Genomic DNA, 21917 nt, shown 5'->3' with positions numbered 1-21917 from the left:
AGGAGGAAGGCATGGCTTATTTAGAAGTTAAACATCTCACTATAAAAAGAAAGAAGCAATTTATTCTAGACAATGTTAGTATTTCCGCGGATTTGGGACAAGTCGTAGGATTTATTGGTCAAAATGGATCGGGAAAATCCATGCTATTCAAAGCAATTTGTGGCTTTGCAATAGTTGACAAAGGGAGCGTTACTGTAGGTAATGAAACTATAGGAAAAGATGTTGATTTCCCATCAAAAACAGGAATGTTGATTGAAAGTCCAGGATTTATTAATTCAATGTCAGGGTATCAAAACTTGTATAGTTTGTCTCTACTGACTAATAATGTATCAAAACAAGATGTTTTGGAACTATTAAAATTAGTTGGATTATATGAAAAAAGAGAAAAAAAGGTTAGTAAATACTCTTTAGGAATGAAGCAAAGGTTGGGAATTGCTCAGGCTTTGATGGGAAATCCTAACTTAATTATTCTAGATGAGCCATTTAATGGATTAGATAATCAAGGTATAGAGTTATTGCTGGATATTATTGAGAATTTAAAGAGAATAAATAAGTTAGTCTTATTGACCAGTCATAGAAACGAAGATTTAAAAAGAGTTTGTGACAGATATTATTATGTAGAAGAAGGAAAGTTTACCGAATAGGAGAAGGAATGCGTAAGAAAAGTTTTTTGATTATATTTTTGGTTGCAATTATTCTTGTTCTTTCAGTAATTAGAATAAAAAAGATTAACAGCAATGTTCCACACTCTTTTGAAATTAAAACCTTTGAACAAAACAAATGGGTTTCTTTGGATGATTTGAAATTATCAGTAACTGGTTATAAGTTGGGTAAATCATACCATTATGATGGTGGAAACCCGAATGATCAGTATATTAATATGCCTGTGACTATAAATGTTACAGTCACAAATATATCCAATGCTATACAAGATATTTCGCAATTATCAGAATGCTCTTTGTATGGAGGTTATGATTATTCTCAAACTGATAATGTAAAATTTTCTAATAGAAATCTTAAAGTAAACGAAACTGCAACAATCTCGTTTACTTATACCGTTGATAAGAAGACCTTTAATAGTTCAGCTATGCACTTTGTTATAGGTACTTCTAGTTTAAAAAAATATGATAATAAAAATTACAGAGAAATTTATAATAAAGGAAAATATGAGGGAGTTATTTTTTCACTTTCATAATCATAACTCAAAAAATCAAAAAACAAGTGCTTAAAAGTAACAGATATAGCACTTGTTTTTTGATTAAGGTTAAAGACTACTACAAAATATATAAAATAGTGTTCTTGTCTAATCAGAACAGAAAATTTTCTTGACACGGTTCGTTAAAATTCTTAAAATTGATTATTATCGATAAAAACCAAGGAGTGGTATGGTTGCTCAATTTGATGAATTAGCTTTTGAACTGGAAAGTCAAAAACGGAATATTGAACACTTTCTGGAAGTATGCAAAACTTATGAAGATGCGGAAGTGGCACGTTTAATTAAAAGCGACTGGAAGGTCATCCGAAAAGCGGAACGAACAGTTACCACCTTGATTGGCGATGTTCCTCTGATAAGAAAATGTTTGCGAAAAGAGGGGAAATGGAAAAAGCCATTGGACGAGTGGCTGGGTTTGGAGCCTTATGTGCGTTTGTCGCCTGAGATGAACATTCTCGTCGCGGAGACGATGATTGATTTGTCTTTTAGAAAGTCAGCTAAACAGATTAGGTTACATAAGCACGTCGAACTAACCAAAGATAGCATACTCAAAGTCCGTCAACTTGCGACGAAGCTTTATCAAGAACGAGAAGCTTATCGGGAATATGAGGAGCACAAGACACCGAAGCGGAAAATAAGTCGTCTTTATTTGGAAGGCGACGGAGTGAGTGTTGATGAGCAACAACTCACAGAAGAACAAAAGGCACAAGGAAAAAGTAGAATTGACCTTGCTCATTTTGTTGCGCACGAGGGAGTGGTTGAAATAAACAAAGAAAATCGGCTCATTCATAAGCATCGTGTCATCAAAGCCAGTAACCCAAAAGCTAGAGAATTGATGAAAGACTACTTGGACAGTCATTATGAAATCACTAAGGAGACCTTGCTTATTACGAACTCGGATATGGGATCAGGTTATACTCCAGAAGTTTTTAAAGATTTTGCTAAATTTCTTGGGTGTAAGTGGGAACATCATTGGGACCAGTATCATTTGGATCAAAAAATTAGTGACTATTTTAAATTTTTGTCTGGAGAAGACGAAAGATCAAAGCAATTAGAAGAAATGCTTCGTTCAGCGATTCGTCGCCATATTAAGAAAGATGCCCGACTTGCTCTGAATACGGCGGCTGCATTGGTTGAAGATGAAGCGTCGCTTGAAAAATTTGAGAAGTTCTCCGAGCGCTTACTTCGCTATTTCCAATATACTAAACCTGCCCATTTGAGAGGGTACACCCATGAGGGAATGGGGATAGTAGAGTCACAAAATACCTATATTGCGGATCGAATGAAACACAGAAAAATGTCATGGCTTCCAGAGGGAGCAGAGACACTTGCACAGCTCATTATTGATTCAGCCGAAGGGACTTTACGAGACCTTTTCACGGGAAAGTGGCGAGAAGAATGGCAAAAAATTGAAGCGATGCCTACGGCTTCTTATTATCTTAAAGAAGTGGAAGAAGTTTACGAAATTAAACAGGTCGTTCAACGGAGTAAATCAGGGCGCCGTCTCCATTGATTAATGAATTTTCAGAAATATCACGTAAAAATTCTGAAAATTAGAAGCTTGAAAAGCTGATAAGAACAGTATTTTTGAGTTGAAAATAACATGTAAAAAACGCAACAAACGCTTGAATTTGTTGTGAGTTTTTAGTATAATTTTATTAGTTAAAAAGAGAAAAAATTATAAAAAAGCACCACGGCGGTAACCGTAGTGCTTCACGTGAGTAAAACAATTAGAGCTTGTCTTACTCAACTCAGATTATTTTACACAAAAAAGTAAAAAAAATCAAAAGTTGAGAATACAAGCTGTTATTTCTCAACTTTTTTTGTAAAATTTAATATTCTTTAAACCTAATATTTCTGGGAATAGTAGGATTTCTACAAATTCAAGACGGACACCATTGTAAAGAAAAGTGTTGACATGGTGCGGAACTTCTGCTATACTAATTAAGTTCGGTCTTTTTTATGAAAAGGACCTCATTAATTTGAAAGTGGGATTGAACACACCCAAACTACAAATAAGGAGAAATTACATTATGGTAATGACTGACCCAATCGCAGATTTCCTCACTCGTATTCGTAACGCTAATATGCGTAAATTCGATGTTGTAGAAGCACCTGCAAGCAAGATTAAACGTCAAATCGCTGAAATCCTCAAAGCTGAAGGTTACGTGAAAGATGTTGAATACGTTGAAGATAACAAACAAGGCGTAATCCGCGTTTTTCTTAAATACGGTAAAAACGGTGAAAAAGTTATCACTAACTTGAAACGTATTTCAAAACCAGGTCTTCGTGTTTACGTGAAATCTGATGATGTTCCTAAAGTTCTTAACGGACTTGGTACAGCAATCATCTCAACATCTACTGGTGTCGTAACTGATAAAGTTGCTCGTCAAACAAATGTTGGTGGTGAAGTAATTGCCTATATCTGGTAATTGTTGCATTTGTCAGCACTGACAGATTTATTGTCAGCACAGACAGAAAAATTTTAAGTCTAATTTGATTTAAAACCCGTGAAAACTGATTGCTTAGCAATCTGATAATCTAACAGGAGAAAAAAACATGTCACGTATTGGTAACAAAGTCGTTGTTATCCCAGCTGGTGTTACAGTTGAGCAAAACGGCGCTACAGTAACTGTTAAAGGTTCTAAGGGTGAATTGACACGTACATTCAATGAAAACATCAAGTTGAATATTGAAGGTAATGAAGCAACTTTCACTCGTCCTGATGACAGTAAAGAAATGAAAACAATTCACGGTACAACTCGTGCCCTTTTCAATAACATGGTCACTGGTGTTTCTGAAGGATTCTCTAAAGCCCTTGAAATGATTGGGGTCGGATATCGTGCACAACTTCAAGGAACTAAACTTGTTCTTTCAGTTGGTAAATCACATCCAGATGAAATCGAAGCTCCAGCAGGTATCAAGTTTGTTGTTGCTAGTCCAACTTCTATCGTTGTTGAAGGTGTCAGCAAAGAAGCTGTTGGTCAAATGGCAGCTTATGTACGTAGTCGTCGTGCTCCAGAACCTTATAAAGGTAAAGGGATTCGTTATGTTGGTGAATTTGTACGTCGTAAAGAAGGTAAAACTGGTAAATAATCTTTTTGAGATTATAATCCGTAGTTGGTGGGACACAGATATGGGTCGTGCCAAGATTTTGTCAATGCTAACCTAAATTAGACAGACAAAAACTCCCCGCTTGCTTATAAGCAAGAAAATCGATGGCAAAAACTATCGAAATTTAAAATTTTAAAGAGGTAGAATTGTGATTTCTAAACCAGATAAAAACAAACTCCGCCAAAAACGCCATATTCGCGTTCGCGGAAAAATTTCAGGTACTGCTGAAACTCCACGTTTGAACGTTTTTCGTTCTAACACAAACATCTATGCACAAGTTATTGATGACGTAGCAGGTGTTACACTTGCTTCAGCTTCATCACTCAAATTGTCAGGAACTAAAACTGAACAAGCCGCAGAAGTTGGTAAACTCGTAGCTGAAGCTGCAAAAGCTAAAGGCGTTGAAGCAGTTGTCTTCGACCGCGGTGGTTACCTCTATCATGGGCGTGTTGCAGCGCTTGCTACAGCAGCTCGTGAAGCTGGATTGAAATTCTAAGGAAAGGGGTAATCATTAAAATGGCTAGAAACGAAGAAGTTAAAGAATTCGAAGAACGCGTTGTTGGAATCAACCGTGTTACTAAAGTTGTTAAAGGTGGACGTCGTCTCCGCTTTGCAGCGCTTGTAGTTGTCGGTGACCGTAACGGACGTGTCGGTTTCGGTACAGGTAAAGCTCAAGAAGTTCCAGAAGCAATCCGTAAAGCAATTGAAGCAGCTAAGAAAAACCTTATTACAGTTCCTATGGTAGGTACTACACTCCCTCACGAAGCGCTTGGCGTATTCGGTGGTGGTAAAATCCTCCTTAAACCTGCTGTAGAAGGTTCAGGTGTTGCAGCTGGTGGTTCTGTTCGTGCCGTACTCGAACTTGCTGGTATTGCTGATGTTACAACTAAATCATTAGGTTCAAATACACCAATTAATGTTGTTCGTGCAACAGTTGATGGTTTGAAACAATTGAAACGTGCTGAAGAAGTTGCTGCATTGCGCGGTAAATCAGTATCAGATTTAGCATAAGGAGGAAAAAATGGCTCAAATTAAAATTACTTTGGTAAATTCACCAATCGGCCGTATCCCTGCTCAACGCAAAACTGTAAAAGCACTCGGTCTTGGTAAACTCAACAGCTCAGTAGTGAAAGAAGAATCAGCTGCAATTCGTGGTATGGTAAATTCAATCTCTCACTTAGTAAAAGTTGAAGAAGCTTAATTAAAAAATGAAAATCTGTCCCTGTGGCAGATTTTTTTTGAAATTATTTGCTATTTTATTGTAATTTTAGTAGAATAGTATAGTCCGACATTCGGATGAAATATATAGTTAAAGTATCGGCGAGTTCATTTTACACGTTCCTTACATGGAGAATGGGCGACAGCAAGGTACAAAATAAGGAGAAAAAATGGAACTTCATTCATTGAAAGCTGCCGAAGGTAGCCGTAAAGTACGTAATCGTGTAGGTCGTGGTACGTCATCAGGTAATGGTAAAACATCTGGTCGTGGACAAAAAGGTCAAAAATCTCGTTCAGGTGGTGGTGTTCGCCCTGGTTTTGAAGGTGGACAAACTCCATTATTCCGTCGTATGCCAAAACGTGGTTTCTTGAACGTTAATCGCAAAGAGTATGCTATTGTTAATCTTGAAACTTTGAACCGTCTTGAAGATGGAGCTACTGTTTCAGCTGAAACTCTTGTAGCTGCTAAAATTGTTAAAGATGTTAAATCTGGTGTTAAAGTTCTTGCGAACGGCGAATTGACAGTTAAAAACCTCACAGTTAAAGTTGCTAAAGTATCTGCTGCTGCAAAAGCTGCAATCGAAGCAAACGGTGGTTCTGTAGAAGAAGCTTAATCTATTCAATTGGCGGTTGATTTTCAGCCGCTTATTGTCTATTTACAATTAAAACGCTTTAAGGAGGTTTTATGTTTTTTAAAACACTTAAGGAAGCCTTTAAGGTTAAAGACGTCCGAGCAAGAATCCTCTTTACGATTTTCATCCTTTTTGTCTTTCGATTAGGGGCACATATTACAGTGCCTGGTGTCAACGTACAAAACTTGACAGAAATCAGTAATCTTCCGTTTTTGAACATGATGAATTTGGTGTCTGGTAATGCGATGCAAAACTACTCGCTTTTTGCGATGGGGGTTTCGCCTTATATTACAGCATCTATTATCGTTCAGCTTTTACAAATGGATATTTTACCAAAATTTGTGGAGTGGTCAAAACAAGGAGAGATTGGACGTCGTAAGCTGAATCAAGCGACGCGTTATATTACCTTAGTGCTTGCTATGGCGCAATCTATTGGTATCACTGCTGGTTTCCAAGCGATGAGTTCACTCAATATTGTTGAGAATCCAAATTTACAAAGTTATTTGATGATTGGAGCCATTTTGACCACAGGGTCAATGGTTGTAACTTGGATGGGTGAACAAATCAATGAAAAAGGATTTGGTTCAGGGGTCTCTGTAATTATCTTTGCGGGGATTGTTTCTGGTATTCCGTCAGCGGTACAATCTGTTTATACAGAAAAATTCCAAAATGTGCGTCCATCAGAAATTCCTATGTCTTGGCTTTTCGTAATCGGCTTGATTCTTGCAGCGATTGTTATTATTTATGTGACAACTTTCGTACAACAAGCGGAGCGCAAAGTTCCTATTCAATACACGAAGTTGACACAAGGGGCACCTACAAGTTCTTATTTACCACTTCGTGTCAATCCAGCAGGAGTTATTCCAGTTATCTTTGCTGGTTCTATCACTACAGCTCCAGCAACTATCTTGCAGTTTTTACAACGTGCAAATGGTGATAATGTTGGTTGGCTGGCAACGCTTCAAAACGCTTTGTCGTATACAACTTGGACAGGAATGCTCTTCTATGCTCTCCTGATTGTTCTTTTCACTTTCTTCTATTCGTTCGTACAGGTTAATCCTGAAAAGATGGCAGAAAACCTTCAGAAACAAGGTTCTTATATCCCATCAGTACGTCCAGGTAAAGGTACTGAAAAGTATGTGTCACGTTTGTTGATGCGTTTATCAACAGTTGGTGCACTCTTCCTTGGTTTGATTTCTATTATTCCAATTGCAGCGCAAAATATTTGGGGACTTCCTAAAATTGTTGCGCTTGGTGGGACATCATTACTGATTTTGATTCAGGTAGCTATCCAAGCTGTTAAACAGCTCGAAGGTTACTTACTCAAGCGGAAATATACAGGATTTATGGATAATCCACTAGAAATGAAATAAAAATCTTGCGTAAAGCAAGGTTTTTCTTTATTTTTTACTAAAAATACGCTAAAATTAAAAAGTGAAAATACAGAAATTTTCTGTTAGTGCTGACAGAAAAAATTAGGAGAAAGCAAAATGAATTTGTTAATTATGGGACTTCCGGGAGCTGGTAAAGGTACTCAAGCAGAGTTTATCGTCAAAAATTATGGTGTAAATCATATTTCAACAGGAGATATGTTCCGTGCAGCGATGAAAAATGAGACTGAAATGGGGAAGCTTGCTAAATCATTCATTGATAAAGGTGAATTAGTTCCTGATGAAGTGACAAATGGAATTGTTAAAGAACGCTTAGGACAAGACGACATCAAAGCTTCAGGATTCTTACTTGATGGTTATCCTCGCACAATTGACCAAGCTCATGCACTTGATAAAATGCTTGTGGAGTTAGGCATCAAGCTTGATGCTGTGGTAAATATTGTAGTCAATCCAGATATTCTTGTGGATCGACTGAGCGGACGTTATATTTGTCGTAACTGTGGAGCAACTTATCACAAAATCTTTAATCCAACGAAAGTTGAAGGAACTTGTGATGTTTGTGGCAGTCATGACCTTTATCAGCGTGCTGATGATGTTCCTGAAACAGTTAAAAATCGTTTGGATGTTAACATTAAAGAATCTGCACCAATCATTGAACATTACCTTGAACTTGGTCTTGTCAAAGACATCAAAGGTGAACAAGAAATCAGCAAGGTTACAGAAGATATTAAATCTGTACTTGGTTAATCAAAAAAGTTACTGACAGAATTTCTGTCAGTAACTTTTTAGTTTGTCAGTGCTTATGGAAGTTCAACTAATTTTTTGTAAGTATCATAGACACTCCAGATTTGTTCTGAGAACTTTTTATTTTTCTCATGAGTCCATTTAACAAATGCAAGATGAAAGATTTCCACTGAAAACCTTGCTGACAGCATGGAAAGTGAGCTATCAAAGTGAGGGCTTAGCGTATTTTCTACAGACATGATTAAAGTCTGGGCTTTTAATAATTCGCGTTCTTTAAGGTCAGGATGTGACTCAACAATCTGAGTGCGCAAAAGTGTGCGTTCCCGATTTTCATCGAAAAGAGTAATCGCTGCAAAACCTGAAACAGCAAGCTTTAGCGGATTTAAAGTATCTGAGGAGTGTTCTGAAATGTAGTTTGCTACTTGTTTGCCTAAATGATTTTCTGAATCAAAAAGAACATCAGATTTGTCCTTGAACTGACGGAAAAAAGTACGCTCGGTGACACCAGCTAAAGACGAAATTTCTTGCACGGTTGTATTTTCGTAACCTTTTTCCATAAATAATGTCGTGGCTGCAGTTTGTAACTTTTCTTTACTTTTCATTTTCTTCTTCCAATAACTTTAAAATCACAAAATGTCAGTTTGTGACATTTTTCTTGACAAATCTTTTTAATAAGCTTATACTAAATTCGAAATGTCAGTTACTGACATTATTATAACACAGACTGGCCCGATTATGCGAGTAAGGTAAAAGGGTTGGTTAAGATTAGTATCTGCTTCAAGAAGTTGCAGCAGATACTCTTTAGAACAGAAGGAAATTAAATGAAAGCTTTACAATACGAGAAATTTGGCGAAGCAAAAGATGTTTTAAAAATAGTGGAACAACCGATTCCTGAGCCATCTATGGATGAAGTGCGCATTCGAGTTACCACAGTTGGCCTCAATCCAATGGATTGGCTGATTATGAGGAATCCTCAGATGGGAGCGCAATTTGGCGTGCAATTGCCTGCAACTTTTGGTTATGATTTCGCAGGTGTCATTGAAAAAGTAGGAACACATATTGAAGAGTACAAGGTTGGAGACCGTGTATTTGGCACAACTTATAAAGGAGCTGCGGCTGAATATATTCTGGTAGATGATAAAGTTAAAACAGAAAATCGTTTATTTCATACACCTAACGAAATTTCTGATGAGATTGCAGCGACTTTGGGAGTTTGTGGTTTGACAGCGGCTGTTGCGCTACGAACTTTGGATTTGCAAGCCAGTGATACTTTACTCATTGGTGGTGCAGCTGGCGGTGTTGGTACATTTGCAGTGCAACTTGCAAAGTTAGCTGGTGCAAATGTCATAGGGACAAGCTCTAATACTACTTTTGATTATTTACGTAGCTTGGGCGCAGAGCCCGTTGAGTATGGGGATGGATTACTAGAGCGTTTGAAAAACATTAATATCACAGCTGTGACGGATTTATTTAGCCATGATACACTAGAAGTTGGACTTGCTCTTGGGATTAAACCAGAAAAAATGTCCACGATTATTATGATGCCAGAACCCCCAGCAGGAATTGCCCGCGCAACGGGAGGAGTTGGCACAAAAGAGGATATGGCACATATTTTAGAATATATTATTTCGGGAGACTTAAAAGTACCACTCGCAGGAAATTTTGCTCTTGCGGATTATCAGGCGGCTGTTGAGTTACAAGCTAGTCGTCATGCACATGGAAAGGTTATCATTACATTATGAAAATCACTCTTTTAGGCTCACTTGGCAATATCAATCAGCACTATATTCCAAGACTGATAGCAGAAGGACATGAAGTTGTTGTCATCTCTTCTAAAGCTGATAGGGCTACTGAAATAGAGAAAATGGGTGCTCATGCAGCCATAGGTTCAAATCGAGATTTAGAATTTCTGATTAATACTTTTAAAGGAAGTGATGTCGTTTATCTTATGGTTTCTGGCGGTATTCCAGCTCAAGACATGGCAAAAGATGCACAGATTCTAGGAGAAATTTATAGTCAAGCTGTAAACATTTCGGGTGTAAAAAAAGTTGTTAACCTTAGCTCGGTTGGTGCTGATGACAAGGAAGCAGGAATACTCTATAGTTATCATTTCATAGAAGAAGCCTTAAATACGCTTGAGGGTGTCAATGTCCGCCATGTTCGTCCTGTCGGTTTTTATACTAATCTTTTTAGTGAACTGGCGACAATCAAAGCTTCTCAAACCATTTTTGAGCCAGTAGCGATTGATACAGTACGAGCTTGGGTTGATCCGACGGATATCGCAGATGTCGTTTATGAAAGTTTGACACAGTCATTTACTGACAAGAGCGTGCAATATGTTGTCAGTGACTGGGTAACTGGAAATGACTGGATTCAGTCATTACGCACAGTTGGCCTTGAGGTTACTTATCAACAAGTCACTGTTGAGACTGTAGAAGATACGATGCGTAAATCGGGTTTTTCAGAAAGTAATGCCGCAGATTTCGCTCAACTCAATCGTGCGCAACAAAATCCAGAACAGTTTTATAAAGCAATAAAAAATTCTGATTATCACCTTGGAAAAGTCAAAGTCGCTGATTTTGCCAAGATTTTCATCAAAAAGTATCAAAATCAATAATCTGTCAGTATACTGACAGATTTTTTATAGTTATGATAAGACTGCCAGTGACATAGGAACACCCGAAAACATTGTCATGGACTAAAATGAAAGGAATAAAAAAGAGAAGTGAAGACAAAACTAGAAAAATAAAGGTTTTTTCAGGATGAAAGCTTGCATTTCTTACTCAAAAATGATAAAATACACTAGTCCGACTTTTAGATACATTCGTATCTTTCGGAGAATTTTTAAGGAGGTACTTTTGCTTGGCAAAAGATGATGTAATCGAAGTAGACGGCAAAGTCGTTGACACTATGCCGAATGCAATGTTCACTGTTGAACTCGAAAATGGTCACCAAGTCTTGGCGACGATTTCAGGAAAAATTCGTAAGAATTATATCCGTATCTTGCCTGGAGATAAGGTTCAAGTTGAACTGTCACCATACGATTTGACACGCGGACGGATTACTTACCGCTTTAAGTAATTCGGACACTTCATTGAGTGCATATGCACAGTAACCATAGAAAGGAAGACACAATGAAAGTAAGACCATCTGTTAAACCAATTTGCGAATACTGTAAAGTTATTCGTCGTAACGGTCGTGTTATGGTAATTTGCCCTGTAAATCCAAAACACAAACAACGTCAGGGATAGAAAGGAAATAGAAAAATATGGCTCGTTTTGCTGGAGTTGATATTCCAAACGAAAAACGTATCGTTATTTCATTGACTTACGTATTCGGTGTTGGACTCAAAACATCTCAAAAAGTTCTTGCAGCTGCAGGAGTTTCAGAAGATATCCGTACAAAAGATTTGACATCAGACCAAGAAGATGCAATTCGTCGTGAACTTGATGGCTTGAAACTTGAAGGTGACCTTCGTCGTGAAGTTTCTCTTAACATCAAACGTTTGATGGAAATCGGTTCATACCGTGGTATGCGTCACCGTCGTGGACTTCCTACACGTGGACAAAACACGAAGAACAATGCTCGTACACGTAAAGGTCCTGCTAAATCAATCGCAGGTAAGAAAAAATAATTAAATAGAAAGGAGTTAAAATGGCAAAAATTACACGTAAACGTCGTGTTAAAAAGAATATTGAATCAGGAATTGTTCATATCCAATCAACTTTCAATAACACAATCGTTATGATCACAGACGTTCATGGTAACGCCCTTGCATGGTCTTCAGCTGGTGCTCTTGGTTTCAAAGGTTCTAAAAAATCTACACCTTTCGCCGCTCAGATGGCCTCAGAAGCTGCTGCTAAAGCTGCCCAAGAACAAGGTTTGAAAACTGTTTCTGTTACTGTTAAAGGTCCTGGTTCAGGTCGTGAATCAGCTATTCGCGCACTTGCTGCAGCTGGTCTCAATGTGACATCTATCAGTGATGTGACTCCTGTACCTCACAATGGTGCACGTCCTCCAAAACGTCGTCGTGTATAATTAGTCACTCTTGTCACTAATCACTTTTCGCTTTAGAGGAGAATACATACATGATTGAGTTTGAAAAACCAAAAATTACTAAATTTGACGAATCAGAAAATTACGGTAAGTTTGTTGTTGAACCACTTGAACGTGGCTACGGTACAACTTTAGGCAACTCTCTTCGTCGTGTTCTTTTGTCATCACTTCCTGGTGCTGCTGTGACTTCAATTCAAATTGAAGGTGTTCAACACGAATTCGCAACAATCCCTGGCGTACGTGAAGATGTTATCCAAATCGTTCTTGCGATTAAAGGAATTGCTATCAAATCTTACGTAGAATCTGAAAAACAAATCGAACTTGACGTGACTGGTCCTATGACTGTTACTGCTGGTGATATCTTAACAGATAGCGACATTGAAATTGTCAATAAAGACCATTACTTGTTCTCTATCGCTGAAGGTCACTCAATGCGTGCTGTAATGACTGTTAAAAAGGGTTATGGCTATGTTCCTGCTGACGAAAATAAAGTTGACGGAGCGCCAATCGGCACTATTGCTGTAGACTCAATTTACACGCCAGTAAGTAAAGTAAACTATCAAGTAGAACCTGCCCGTGTTGGTGGAGATTCTAGCTACGATAAATTAACACTTGAAATTACTACTAACGGTACCATCATTGCTGATGAAGCTTTGTCACTCTCTGCAAAAATCTTGACAGACCACTTGAATCTGTTTGTTGATTTGTCAGAAGTTGCTGCCGAAGCTGAAACACTTGTTGTTAAAGACGAAGTAAAAACAGAACGTGTGCTCGATAAAATCATCGAAGAAATGGACTTCTCAGTTCGTGCTTACAATGGTTTGAAACGTGCTGGTATCAATACAGTTGCTGATATTGTTGAAATGAGCGAAGCTGACATGATTAAAGTCAAGAACCTCGGTCACAAATCGGTAGAAGAAGTCAAAGTTAAATTGACTGAATTGGGACTTTCCCTTAAAAAAAGAAAATAATACAGGAGGAAAAAAATGAGCAATCGTAAACTTGGACGTACATCTTCACAACGTAAAGCTATGCTTCGTGATTTGACAACAGATTTGATCATCAACGAAACAATCGTTACAACTGAAGCACGCGCTAAAGAAGTTCGTCGTACAGTAGAAAAAATGATTACGCTTGGTAAAAAAGGTGACCTTTCTGCACGTCGTCAAGCAGCAGCTTACGTACGTAACGAAATCGCAATCAAAGATTTCAACGAAGAAACTGAAACCTTCCCAACTGCACTTCAAAAATTGTTCAGCGACCTTGCTACTCGTTATGAAGGACGCAACGGTGGTTACACTCGTATCCTTAAAGTTGAACCACGTCGTGGTGATGCTGCACCTATGGCAATCATTGAACTTGTTTAATTAAACACGACTTTGATTTGTAGTTAAAACCTATTGAGTGTGATGATGTTGGCGAGGGTTCTGTGGGCGCATGTGTTGAGTTGTAATGGACTCTCTTTCGCGTCAGCCTTGCTTATAGTCTAGCTCTAGTCGCCTAGCTGTTACCAGTTAGGTGACGCACTCAATTTGATTTTATATATAAAAGAAATAACACTGAGAAGTGTTTTTTTTATCATAAAAATTCCTGTCAGTATACTGACAGGAATTTATTTAACGACAAAATTATTTTTTATTAACAGGAAACCTTAGTTCGACTTCGGCATCAAGAGGAGTTCCAGCAGTGATAACCTCAACTACAAATCCATCTATGAAGTCATAAGTATCTTTAAGTTGAGGCAAAATATCTGCAAAAAGTTCAGTATTTAACTGGTCAAAAAGTGTTCTCGAATTTCCCCCTTTAGCCGTAAGAATAACATAGTCACTCTCTGGTAAATCGAAACAATCAGGCGCTTGAATAGCGCTATTGACACCAGCGAAATAATAAAATCCATCTGTACGATTTTCACCGATTGCATAACCAAATCCGTCCAAACTATTCGCCATTTTTTCTGGAAAATTTTCAGTTTTCGCAAGGTTAATAAAATGCTCGCTTTTTAATCTGCGAACTTCATCAATCGTTTCCCAAGTCGCCAAGGAAATTCCGTCAAATTTGACAGTCCAGCCATGAAGTGTCAGTGCATTTTTGTGTTCGATTGTAAAAGTCATTTTGTATTTCCTCTTTTCTTTTGATATAATCATTATAACTTAGTAAACTGGACATCATATTGTCTACTATAAAAAATTAAAGGAAATTATTTTGAAAATCTCTCGACTCATCGAAATCTTGTTAACATTACTTTCGTGAGAAATAGTGTCAGCAACCGAATTTGCGGCGCGTTTTGAAGTGTCAAAAAAGACGATTTACCGTGATGTTGAAGCCTTAAATCTAGCAGGTGTTCCAGTTTACCTCAAGCAAGGACGATATGGAGGATTGACATTAGAAAATTCGTATAAGTTGGATAAACATCTCTTATCAACGAACGATTTGCAAAATATTTTACTCGCCTTGTCAAGCGTTCATCAGCAAATTTCCAATGATAAAATAACAGCGACATTGGAAAAAATATCCAGTATGATTGATCAAGAAAATCAACAAATATTTTTTGATTGGCAAGGAAATATGATAGCGCATGACGAACTGCGTGATTTAACTCAACACTTGGCGGATTCCATACAGAACTATCAACGTGTAGCATTTTCATACATTGATGCAGTTGGAAATGAAAGCCAGCGTGAAGTAGAGCCGACTAATATTTTCTTCAAAGTTGACCATTGGTATTTGCACGCTTATGACACCTCTAGGAAAGCTTTTAGAAATTTTAAGTTGTCTCGAATGATGAATGTAAAAATCCTAAAATTGCATTTTGAAGCCCGCGAAGTACCAAAAGTTGGCATTGTGAAAGATGATTTTTTACAGGCAACCTCATTATTTAAAGTCAAAATTATCTTTGACAAAAGTCTTCGTGAAAAAGTTGTTGACTGGCTCGGTCAAAAAGAAATCATACGAAAAGACAATCAAAATTTTGAAATCACCGTAGCACTTCCCCTAAAAGAATCGAGTTTCCAGCAGATTTTATCTCTAGGAAACAAAGCAAAAATATTTGCTGACTCCCCTTTTGAAAAAGCATTTAGAGACTATCTTTTAGTATTGGTAGCACACTATCCAACATCACTTTAGAGTTGATTTTTTGTCAAAATTTGATAAAATAGACAGGTATCAGTTTTATAAGATTAACTCCGATACAATAGTGGAAGTCTATACAATACGAGAGCCGCTGTAGCTCAGTCGGTAGAGTTGAAAGCATGCTTTCAATTGGCGGATAAAAATTTGTGAAACAAATTACTGCTCTGCTCTACCATATTTCTGGTAAAGTGGTAAGAAACTGGATTTCACTAGATACAATATAACAACAAGCCGCTGTAGCTCAGTCGGTAGAGCAGCACCATGGTAAGGTGAAGGTCGTGTGTTCGATTCACATCAGTGGCACTAAAAATCAAGCGGATTTAACCGCTTTTTTGTTACATTTTACAAAATTTTTCGTATATAAATTTAGGAGAAGGAGGAAATTGAGTTCGTTTATCATTTGTTTAGAAGTTAAAAGCACATGATAGCTAGGATTTATGGGACATAGATTCCATCTAAAATCAAAGTTTTCTAATTTTCCCGATTTCAAATCAATTAGCAAAAATCTGACCTCAAAACATCAGATTTCTGCCGTTTGGATAGCGTTCTGTATGTAGTCTATTCACTAAGGAGTTGAATCAGAAAATTCTGGGACGAAACTCACATCTCATAATATGGCTAAGAAAAAATCATCCTTTATTTGTCAAAACTGTGGCTATAAATCGGCAACATACCTCGGACGATGTCCAAACTGTGGAGAATGGTCTTCATTTGTTGAAGAAGTTGAAGTCCAAGAAGTTAAAAACCAAAGAGTCTCAATGACTGGTGAACGTTCAAAACCGATGAAACTAGATGAAGTTGAACTTTTTGACACACCAAGAATTGAGACAGATTTAGACGAGTTTAATCGTGTACTTGGTGGAGGTGTTGTACCAGGTTCTTTAGTCTTAATCGGTGGAGACCCAGGGATTGGTAAATCAACATTGCTTCTGCAAGTATCCACACAGTTGGCATCACGTGGACGTGTCATGTATGTCAGTGGTGAGGAGTCTGCTCAGCAGATTAAACTACGAGCAGAGCGGCTTGGAGATATTGATAGAGATTTTTATCTTTATGCTGAAACAAATATGCAGTCTATTCGCTCAGAAATAGAACATTTGAAACCCAATTTTCTGATTATTGACTCTATCCAGACGATTATGACACCAGAGGTACAGTCTACACAAGGATCAGTAAGTCAAGTACGTGAAGTGACAGGAGAGCTGATGCAGATTGCTAAAACCAATGATATTGCAACTTTCATCGTTGGCCATGTCACAAAAGAAGGACAGCTTGCAGGGCCTCGGATGCTTGAGCATATGGTAGATACAGTCTTATATTTTGAAGGCGAAAGGAATAACACTTTTAGGATTTTGCGTGCAGTAAAAAACCGTTTTGGCTCAACCAATGAAATAGGGATTTTTGAGATGCAAGGACATGGTTTGATTGAAGTTAATAATCCTTCGGAAGTTTTTCTAGAAGAACGCTTAGAAGGCTCAACAGGTTCTGCGATTGTTTGTGCACTTGAGGGGACACGACCTATCTTGGTAGAAATTCAGGCATTGACCACACCAACGATGTTTGGCAACGCCAAACGAACGACATCTGGACTTGATTTCAACCGTGTAAGTTTGATTATGGCAGTTTTAGAAAAACGTGCAGGTCTGCTCATGCAAAATCAAGATGCTTATCTGAAATCTGCTGGAGGTGTCAAATTAGATGAGCCTGCCATTGACCTTGCGGTAGCTATCGCAGTAGCTTCAAGCTACAAAGAACTATCGACAGACGCGCGTGAATGCTTTATTGGCGAAATAGGATTGACTGGTGAGATCAGGAGGGTCACTCGCATTGAGCAACGAATCAATGAAGCAGCAAAGCTCGGTTTTAAAAAAGTTTACGCTCCTAAAAACTCAATATCGGGAATAGAAATCCCTGAAAATATCGAAGTAGTTGGTGTGACAACACTAATGGAATGCATGAAATTAGTCTTCTCCTGACACATCAAAACTAAACATGACTCTAAAGCAAAGAGAACTCATATTTTGAGTTCTCTTTTTTTTTATAAATAAAGAAAACAGAAATAAAAGCGTTTTAAAATTACATTATTTGATAAATTACCATTGTTTCAAAGAAAAATCAGGAAAACTATGCAAATATGCAAAAAATGAAATCTCTAACTCACTAAAAACGATTGAAAAACGTCATTTATATTGCTATCCTATGTATGTATTAAGAAAAGTATTTCTATTAGGTTAAATTTGAAACAAATGATTAAAGTAATAAATTAGAAAGGAGGTGAGAAAAATGAAAACATTGAAATTTAGAAAAAAAGGCAGAAAAAAACACTTTGCTTTTAAAAGTATGTTGTGCTTGATGATTGTATCAATGCTACCTTTTGTAAACTTTAGCATACTTTATCAAGATGTCGGACAGGGAAGAGTTTCGCAAGCAACTGTAGAAAAGATTTTTAAGCCTAGAGTTGCGATTGCCCAAACAATCACACCGACTGCTGCACCAGCAAGACCAAGTCTTCCAACCACTCCCATGGTTAGTGCGGCAAGTCCGACAACATTTGGCTACCAGCAATCAATTAGTAGCTTGCTCAGTACAGCGCAAAAAACGCAAATTGTGCTACTTCGTTCACTAAACGGTGCAACAGCAACCGTTTATAAAACTTACAGCATTGCATCTAGCTCGTTGAATGCGGCAACAGGACAGATTTATACAGATAATAATGCAAATTATGACTACATCCTGTATATAGGTGGAAATGTAACAGCACCAGCCTATTGGAACTCTCAATTCTCAAATGGTTCTAATAACTTTGAAGCATTGAATAAGAGAGCAAAATCTATTACTTTAATAAGTAATCCTGCTGACCCGTTGACTTCTACTAATAGTCAGGCAACTGGTACCAACTATACATTGACTTTCCCAAAAGGAACGAATGTTGATACAAATGCAGAACCAGAAGTTTATTTCGGATGTAACACGGTTTTTAGAAACCTGACCTTTACATCTTCAACGGTAACGACTGCTGGTACAGCGTTTAATACTGCTGGAGCAGGGAAAGTTTCCCTCTATGCTCAAGGCAATAAATTTGCTATGGCAGGTGGTGCTTGGTGTCTTTCTACTCTAAACTTAGTGGGTGGTTCAAAGAATAGTGATGTCAACTGGCAAAGTACCGATGCTAATGTTAACCACGGTGCAGGCCAATCAGGAACAAATCTTTGGGTAGCATCGACAGGTAACTGTGGAACACAGATTCTTGCGGGGATGGACTCAACGAATAATACGCTGACTGGTGATGCTCATGCAACGATTGTTGGTTTTGGTTCAGGAGGAATCAACTGGTATGAAGGAACTAATGCTGGCACGATTAACGGAAGTATCTACAACGATATTCGTGTAACAACAGGTTCAGGAAATATCCAAAATATCTGGGGCGGTGGTAATGCCGCTGTGATTAACGGCAATGTAGTCACTACTGTAAACAATAGTGTGCCAATAGGTTTAGATACTTTCTATGGTACGTTCAATAGTTCGGGTACCGATAAAGTTACAGGGACTGTCTATAACACAATCACTGGTAAAGGAACTTGGTATGATGGTCAAGGTTACTATGTTGGTGGTGGACGTTATGGAACTATCGGAACAAGTGGAACAACAACCGATGCCATTTCCAATAATTTCGATACTTCTGGATTTACCTCAGGAGATACGATATTTGTTGGAGGAGATGACCGTGCGTATTCTGGTGCTACTCAGGGAACAGGTTTATCAAGTGGTATCATCTATGGTAATGTCACTAACTATGTGAAGACTGGTTTTACAACAGGTCGAATCATTTCTCTAACGGGTGTATTTGGAATGCACTTCAATGCGCTTAACGGGGTATCATCAGGTATTTCAACCAATGCAGGCTATACTTACTCTCCTACTCAAGCAGAAGTAAATAGTTTTATTAACGGTACAAGCTCAGCACAAGCAGATACAAATGTTGCAGCAAGTTCAGATGGAAAAGCAGGAGCAATGTTTGGTAATGCCTATACTTGGGTTCAAGGTGGTGTCGTATCAGTACCTACAGTCGGTTCGGCTCTAGAAGATACAACAGCTGCTTATACTCGCGGTGGTGGTTTCTTAGGATATATCAAAGGAAACACAACTGTTGAGTTGGGGACAAGTAATGGTTCAACCGTTGGTGGAACAGGCATGGTAACGGCTGCAGGCTGGTCAAGTGGAGATGCAAGCACAGGAACAAATGGCTATACAGAAACACAGAATCCAAATCTATCTAATGTCTCCGGATATAGAGTATTTGGTGGTGGTGGCACAGGAAGTCGTGGACCACTTGGTTATTTCCAAACAGGTCAAGCAACTGTTATTCAAAACAACGTCGCAGCTTATGGTATTTACGGTGGAAATTACGGTGGGATTCTAAATGGTTCTTCACTCAATATCGTCAATGCTGGTATTACAAATACTTCAGCTGGTGGTGGTTATTTAGACGCCGCTCAACTCGGTAACGCTGAGTTAGATGTGTATAACGGTCAGGTTGATAATCAAGCTATTGCAGCTGGGCAGTCTACAATGGGTATGGTTGGCAATGCACAAGCGAGTTTAACTTCAGGAAGTTATATCAACGGTTCAGCTTATGGTTATGTTGGTATAGGTGGTAGTGTCCTAAAAGGAAATACAGTCGTTAGTGTGGCAGATGCGGACCTTACTGGCAGTCCAGTTTCGGGAAGCAAAGTTATTACAGGAGGCGCTTATAATGGTTCTGTACGAGGAAATACAGACCTAGAATTCTCAATGAGTTCATCTGCGAAGACTAAGGCTCTTCCGAGTGGTACAGTTCTTTCGGGAACAGGTGTTTTGACAGCTACTGGTGGCGTAGGTTCGGGTACTACGAACAGTACGACGGTAAATATAACAACTGGACAAACTGCTCTGCTAAATAATAACGTAATGATTTACGGAGATGCATCTACGGGTGTTAATACAACTTTAGGAAGTAATACTATCACAGTCAATGCAGCAGGAAATGCGATGACTGGTAAGATACTATCAACAGCATATAACTTTAGTAGCTTGACAAGTCCGACAGGGCTGACAGGTTTGTCACAAACGACAGTCATCAATATCAATGCTCTGAGTTCAGTCGCAAGTGTATCAGCTGGTGGAGATAATGACAACTTCACAAATAGTATGCCATTGAACGGTAACACAGCAACGATTAATGTTGGAGATGGTACAAATGCTTTGACCATATCTGCAAATAAGATGACAAGCTTCACACAGTTTAATCTAAACAAAAATGTAGCCTTGACGCTTAATAATGCTGGTTTGTTAAATGGTGGTACGACAGCGACTGCTGCCAATCATGGTGCAAGTTACTCTACATTTGGTAATGCAACGCTTAATGATGGCTCAAACTTGATTTTGCCTAAGACAACGGTACTAGCTTCTTTAGCAAAATTAACGGTATCTGGAATAGCAACTTATACTTCCCCATACACGTTAAATACTGGACAGTTTAATCTTTCTGGTTATAGTGCAAGCTCTGGAAGTGCATTGAAATGGAGTCCTACTGGTACAGCACCACTGATAAACGATACCTCAACTTCAGCAGCAAACTTGTCACAATTTATCAGTGATTACAAAAATCAAAATGGTGTAGATTTATCTAATCTGTTTACTAACAACTCATCAAATCAATCAAGTTACTATCAAAATGGTTACTATCAAGGAAAACAATTGGGATATCCCGTATTGACCTTCACAGGAGCGACAGCTCTTACTGGTAATCAAGGAATCAATGAGCCTGGTTTGGCAGGTGTTGTGCAAACGACAAGTAACTCTAACTTCTTGAGTTCAGCGACTGTGAATGGTCAAACACTTTACGGTGACATTGATACAGGAACAATTGCAAACACAGAAGTTGCAGTGATGAGTCCACAAGGTGCAGCTTATCAAGTAGTGCCTACTCAGTTTGACTTTGGTGTGTACCAAACAAATTTTAGTAGCCCTATTATAACCACTGCAATCTACAAGCGGGCAAGTACGACAGATGCAGATATGCAAACTTATAACACTATATTTAGTAAATGGTCTAATGGCAGTCAGCTTAATGTACAGATGACTACTCCGCTGACGAATACCACTAACTCTGCATCAAAATTAACAGGGGACGTTGGTTATAGTGGCGCGAAAGGAAACTATACAGATATAAGTAATCAGCAAACTGTTCAAGGATATGCAGGATTTGGCTACGATAACCTTTCAAAAGATGATGCGTGGGCAAATGCTAATGGTGCTGGAACTACAGGTAAGGGGATGTATCTCCATGTCACTCCAGGGACAGCCATTGCTGGACAATATCAGGGAACAATGACTTGGTCTTACCAAATCTCACCAACAAGTCCATAACATAAGGAGAAT

At 38.3% G+C, this 21917-nt stretch carries 24 protein-coding genes and 1 tRNA gene; 23 read left to right on the top strand and 2 right to left on the bottom strand.

Annotated elements, in window-relative coordinates; translation table 11 throughout:
* Positions 1 to 11 precede the first annotated feature (11 nt).
* The 11 genes from D7I46_RS08460 to D7I46_RS08410 all read left to right on the top strand — a co-directional run bounded on the left by D7I46_RS08460 (position 12) and on the right by D7I46_RS08410 (position 8315).
* On the top strand, positions 12 to 644 hold the full coding sequence (locus D7I46_RS08460; RefSeq protein ID WP_120772501.1) for an ABC transporter ATP-binding protein: 633 nt from the start codon (positions 12 to 14) through the stop codon (positions 642 to 644).
* 8 nt (positions 645 to 652) lie between these two features.
* Complete coding sequence (locus tag D7I46_RS08455) at positions 653 to 1195, top strand: hypothetical protein (protein ID WP_120772500.1); 543 nt, start codon at positions 653 to 655, stop codon at positions 1193 to 1195.
* 190 nt (positions 1196 to 1385) lie between these two features.
* Complete coding sequence (locus D7I46_RS08450) at positions 1386 to 2726, top strand: UPF0236 family transposase-like protein (protein WP_120772499.1); 1341 nt, start codon at positions 1386 to 1388, stop codon at positions 2724 to 2726.
* Between the two features lie 520 nt (positions 2727 to 3246).
* Entirely contained in the window at positions 3247 to 3645 is a 399-nt protein-coding gene (gene rpsH, locus D7I46_RS08445; protein WP_120772498.1) for a 30S ribosomal protein S8, read from the top strand.
* Between the two features lie 127 nt (positions 3646 to 3772).
* A complete protein-coding gene (rplF, locus tag D7I46_RS08440) occupies positions 3773 to 4309 on the top strand; it encodes a 50S ribosomal protein L6 (RefSeq protein ID WP_120772497.1) in 537 nt (178 codons plus the stop codon).
* Positions 4310 to 4475: 166 nt separating this feature from the next.
* Positions 4476 to 4823, top strand: coding sequence for a 50S ribosomal protein L18 (gene rplR / locus D7I46_RS08435; RefSeq protein WP_120772496.1), 348 nt, complete (start codon positions 4476 to 4478; stop codon positions 4821 to 4823).
* 20 nt (positions 4824 to 4843) lie between these two features.
* Positions 4844 to 5338 carry a 30S ribosomal protein S5 gene (gene rpsE / locus D7I46_RS08430; protein WP_120772495.1) on the top strand — a complete coding sequence of 165 codons (495 nt, stop codon included), beginning with the start codon at positions 4844 to 4846 and terminating at the stop codon, positions 5336 to 5338.
* 10 nt (positions 5339 to 5348) lie between these two features.
* Positions 5349 to 5528, top strand: coding sequence for a 50S ribosomal protein L30 (gene rpmD, locus D7I46_RS08425; RefSeq protein WP_120772494.1), 180 nt, complete (start codon positions 5349 to 5351; stop codon positions 5526 to 5528).
* 187 nt (positions 5529 to 5715) lie between these two features.
* Positions 5716 to 6159, top strand: coding sequence for a 50S ribosomal protein L15 (gene rplO, locus D7I46_RS08420; RefSeq protein WP_120772493.1), 444 nt, complete (start codon positions 5716 to 5718; stop codon positions 6157 to 6159).
* 71 nt (positions 6160 to 6230) lie between these two features.
* Positions 6231 to 7550 carry a preprotein translocase subunit SecY gene (secY, locus tag D7I46_RS08415; protein WP_120772492.1) on the top strand — a complete coding sequence of 440 codons (1320 nt, stop codon included), beginning with the start codon at positions 6231 to 6233 and terminating at the stop codon, positions 7548 to 7550.
* Positions 7551 to 7667: 117 nt separating this feature from the next.
* Positions 7668 to 8315 (top strand): adenylate kinase, encoded by a 648-nt coding sequence (locus D7I46_RS08410; RefSeq protein ID WP_120772491.1) that lies wholly within the window; start codon positions 7668 to 7670, stop codon positions 8313 to 8315.
* A gap of 53 nt (positions 8316 to 8368) precedes the next feature.
* On the opposite strand, the gene D7I46_RS08405 is transcribed toward D7I46_RS08410, so the two are convergent.
* Positions 8369 to 8914, bottom strand: coding sequence for a TetR/AcrR family transcriptional regulator (locus tag D7I46_RS08405; protein WP_120772490.1), 546 nt, complete (start codon positions 8912 to 8914; stop codon positions 8369 to 8371).
* A gap of 219 nt (positions 8915 to 9133) precedes the next feature.
* Here D7I46_RS08405 and D7I46_RS08400 point away from each other — a divergent pair, with 219 nt between their 5' ends.
* From D7I46_RS08400 to rplQ, 8 genes are all read left to right on the top strand, one after another.
* Positions 9134 to 10054 (top strand): NADP-dependent oxidoreductase, encoded by a 921-nt coding sequence (locus tag D7I46_RS08400; RefSeq protein ID WP_120772489.1) that lies wholly within the window; start codon positions 9134 to 9136, stop codon positions 10052 to 10054.
* Positions 10051 to 10929 (top strand): NAD(P)H-binding protein, encoded by an 879-nt coding sequence (locus D7I46_RS08395; protein WP_120772488.1) that lies wholly within the window; start codon positions 10051 to 10053, stop codon positions 10927 to 10929. Before D7I46_RS08400 ends, D7I46_RS08395 begins: the two co-directional genes overlap by 4 nt.
* A 245-nt stretch (positions 10930 to 11174) precedes the next feature.
* A complete protein-coding gene (infA, locus tag D7I46_RS08390; RefSeq protein ID WP_003130554.1) occupies positions 11175 to 11393 on the top strand; it encodes a translation initiation factor IF-1 in 219 nt (72 codons plus the stop codon).
* 53 nt (positions 11394 to 11446) lie between these two features.
* Entirely contained in the window at positions 11447 to 11563 is a 117-nt protein-coding gene (gene rpmJ, locus D7I46_RS08385; RefSeq protein WP_014024193.1) for a 50S ribosomal protein L36, read from the top strand.
* A gap of 17 nt (positions 11564 to 11580) precedes the next feature.
* Positions 11581 to 11946, top strand: a complete 366-nt coding sequence (rpsM, locus tag D7I46_RS08380; protein ID WP_120772487.1) for a 30S ribosomal protein S13 — start codon at positions 11581 to 11583, stop codon at positions 11944 to 11946.
* 20 nt (positions 11947 to 11966) lie between these two features.
* The gene (gene rpsK, locus D7I46_RS08375; RefSeq protein WP_010906297.1) at positions 11967 to 12350 is read left to right on the top strand and encodes a 30S ribosomal protein S11; all 384 of its coding nucleotides are present in this window, start codon (positions 11967 to 11969) and stop codon (positions 12348 to 12350) included.
* Between the two features lie 50 nt (positions 12351 to 12400).
* On the top strand, positions 12401 to 13339 hold the full coding sequence (locus D7I46_RS08370) for a DNA-directed RNA polymerase subunit alpha (protein ID WP_120772486.1): 939 nt from the start codon (positions 12401 to 12403) through the stop codon (positions 13337 to 13339).
* 15 nt (positions 13340 to 13354) lie between these two features.
* Entirely contained in the window at positions 13355 to 13735 is a 381-nt protein-coding gene (gene rplQ, locus D7I46_RS08365; protein ID WP_120772485.1) for a 50S ribosomal protein L17, read from the top strand.
* Between the two features lie 261 nt (positions 13736 to 13996).
* Here rplQ and D7I46_RS08360 read toward each other — a convergent pair whose 3' ends face one another.
* Positions 13997 to 14479, bottom strand: a complete 483-nt coding sequence (locus D7I46_RS08360; RefSeq protein ID WP_120772484.1) for an AraC family transcriptional regulator — start codon at positions 14477 to 14479, stop codon at positions 13997 to 13999.
* 145 nt (positions 14480 to 14624) lie between these two features.
* Here D7I46_RS08360 and D7I46_RS08355 point away from each other — a divergent pair, with 145 nt between their 5' ends.
* The 4 genes from D7I46_RS08355 (at position 14625) to D7I46_RS08340 (ending at position 21905) form a co-directional block, all read left to right on the top strand.
* Positions 14625 to 15491 carry a helix-turn-helix transcriptional regulator gene (locus tag D7I46_RS08355; protein ID WP_120772483.1) on the top strand — a complete coding sequence of 289 codons (867 nt, stop codon included), beginning with the start codon at positions 14625 to 14627 and terminating at the stop codon, positions 15489 to 15491.
* 236 nt (positions 15492 to 15727) lie between these two features.
* Positions 15728 to 15800, top strand: a tRNA-Thr gene (locus tag D7I46_RS08350).
* 311 nt (positions 15801 to 16111) lie between these two features.
* Entirely contained in the window at positions 16112 to 17473 is a 1362-nt protein-coding gene (radA, locus tag D7I46_RS08345) for a DNA repair protein RadA (RefSeq protein WP_120772482.1), read from the top strand.
* 307 nt (positions 17474 to 17780) lie between these two features.
* Positions 17781 to 21905, top strand: a complete 4125-nt coding sequence (locus tag D7I46_RS08340) for a beta strand repeat-containing protein (protein WP_120772481.1) — start codon at positions 17781 to 17783, stop codon at positions 21903 to 21905.
* Positions 21906 to 21917: the final 12 nt, after the last annotated feature.

This window comes from Lactococcus allomyrinae, from assembly GCF_003627095.1.
Classification (GTDB): Bacteria; Bacillota; Bacilli; order Lactobacillales; family Streptococcaceae; genus Lactococcus; species Lactococcus allomyrinae.
This window is presented reverse-complemented; position numbering and strand designations above follow the sequence as displayed.

What these genes read in the sequence shown, in the direction of transcription:
- D7I46_RS08460 (WP_120772501.1), top strand. Translation starts at nt 12, where the DNA reads ATGGCTTATTTAGAAGTTAAACATCTCACTATAAAAAGAAAGAAGCAA.
- D7I46_RS08455 (WP_120772500.1), top strand. Translation starts at nt 653, where the DNA reads ATGCGTAAGAAAAGTTTTTTGATTATATTTTTGGTTGCAATTATTCTT.
- D7I46_RS08450 (WP_120772499.1), top strand. Translation starts at nt 1,386, where the DNA reads ATGGTTGCTCAATTTGATGAATTAGCTTTTGAACTGGAAAGTCAAAAA.
- rpsH (WP_120772498.1), top strand. Translation starts at nt 3,247, where the DNA reads ATGGTAATGACTGACCCAATCGCAGATTTCCTCACTCGTATTCGTAAC.
- rplF (WP_120772497.1), top strand. Translation starts at nt 3,773, where the DNA reads ATGTCACGTATTGGTAACAAAGTCGTTGTTATCCCAGCTGGTGTTACA.
- rpsE (WP_120772495.1), top strand. Translation starts at nt 4,844, where the DNA reads ATGGCTAGAAACGAAGAAGTTAAAGAATTCGAAGAACGCGTTGTTGGA.
- rpmD (WP_120772494.1), top strand. Translation starts at nt 5,349, where the DNA reads ATGGCTCAAATTAAAATTACTTTGGTAAATTCACCAATCGGCCGTATC.
- rplO (WP_120772493.1), top strand. Translation starts at nt 5,716, where the DNA reads ATGGAACTTCATTCATTGAAAGCTGCCGAAGGTAGCCGTAAAGTACGT.
- secY (WP_120772492.1), top strand. Translation starts at nt 6,231, where the DNA reads ATGTTTTTTAAAACACTTAAGGAAGCCTTTAAGGTTAAAGACGTCCGA.
- D7I46_RS08410 (WP_120772491.1), top strand. Translation starts at nt 7,668, where the DNA reads ATGAATTTGTTAATTATGGGACTTCCGGGAGCTGGTAAAGGTACTCAA.
- D7I46_RS08405 (WP_120772490.1), bottom strand. Translation starts at nt 8,914, where the DNA reads ATGAAAAGTAAAGAAAAGTTACAAACTGCAGCCACGACATTATTTATG.
- D7I46_RS08400 (WP_120772489.1), top strand. Translation starts at nt 9,134, where the DNA reads ATGAAAGCTTTACAATACGAGAAATTTGGCGAAGCAAAAGATGTTTTA.
- D7I46_RS08395 (WP_120772488.1), top strand. Translation starts at nt 10,051, where the DNA reads ATGAAAATCACTCTTTTAGGCTCACTTGGCAATATCAATCAGCACTAT.
- rpmJ (WP_014024193.1), top strand. Translation starts at nt 11,447, where the DNA reads ATGAAAGTAAGACCATCTGTTAAACCAATTTGCGAATACTGTAAAGTT.
- rpsM (WP_120772487.1), top strand. Translation starts at nt 11,581, where the DNA reads ATGGCTCGTTTTGCTGGAGTTGATATTCCAAACGAAAAACGTATCGTT.
- rpsK (WP_010906297.1), top strand. Translation starts at nt 11,967, where the DNA reads ATGGCAAAAATTACACGTAAACGTCGTGTTAAAAAGAATATTGAATCA.
- D7I46_RS08370 (WP_120772486.1), top strand. Translation starts at nt 12,401, where the DNA reads ATGATTGAGTTTGAAAAACCAAAAATTACTAAATTTGACGAATCAGAA.
- rplQ (WP_120772485.1), top strand. Translation starts at nt 13,355, where the DNA reads ATGAGCAATCGTAAACTTGGACGTACATCTTCACAACGTAAAGCTATG.
- D7I46_RS08360 (WP_120772484.1), bottom strand. Translation starts at nt 14,479, where the DNA reads ATGACTTTTACAATCGAACACAAAAATGCACTGACACTTCATGGCTGG.
- radA (WP_120772482.1), top strand. Translation starts at nt 16,112, where the DNA reads ATGGCTAAGAAAAAATCATCCTTTATTTGTCAAAACTGTGGCTATAAA.
- D7I46_RS08340 (WP_120772481.1), top strand. Translation starts at nt 17,781, where the DNA reads ATGAAAACATTGAAATTTAGAAAAAAAGGCAGAAAAAAACACTTTGCT.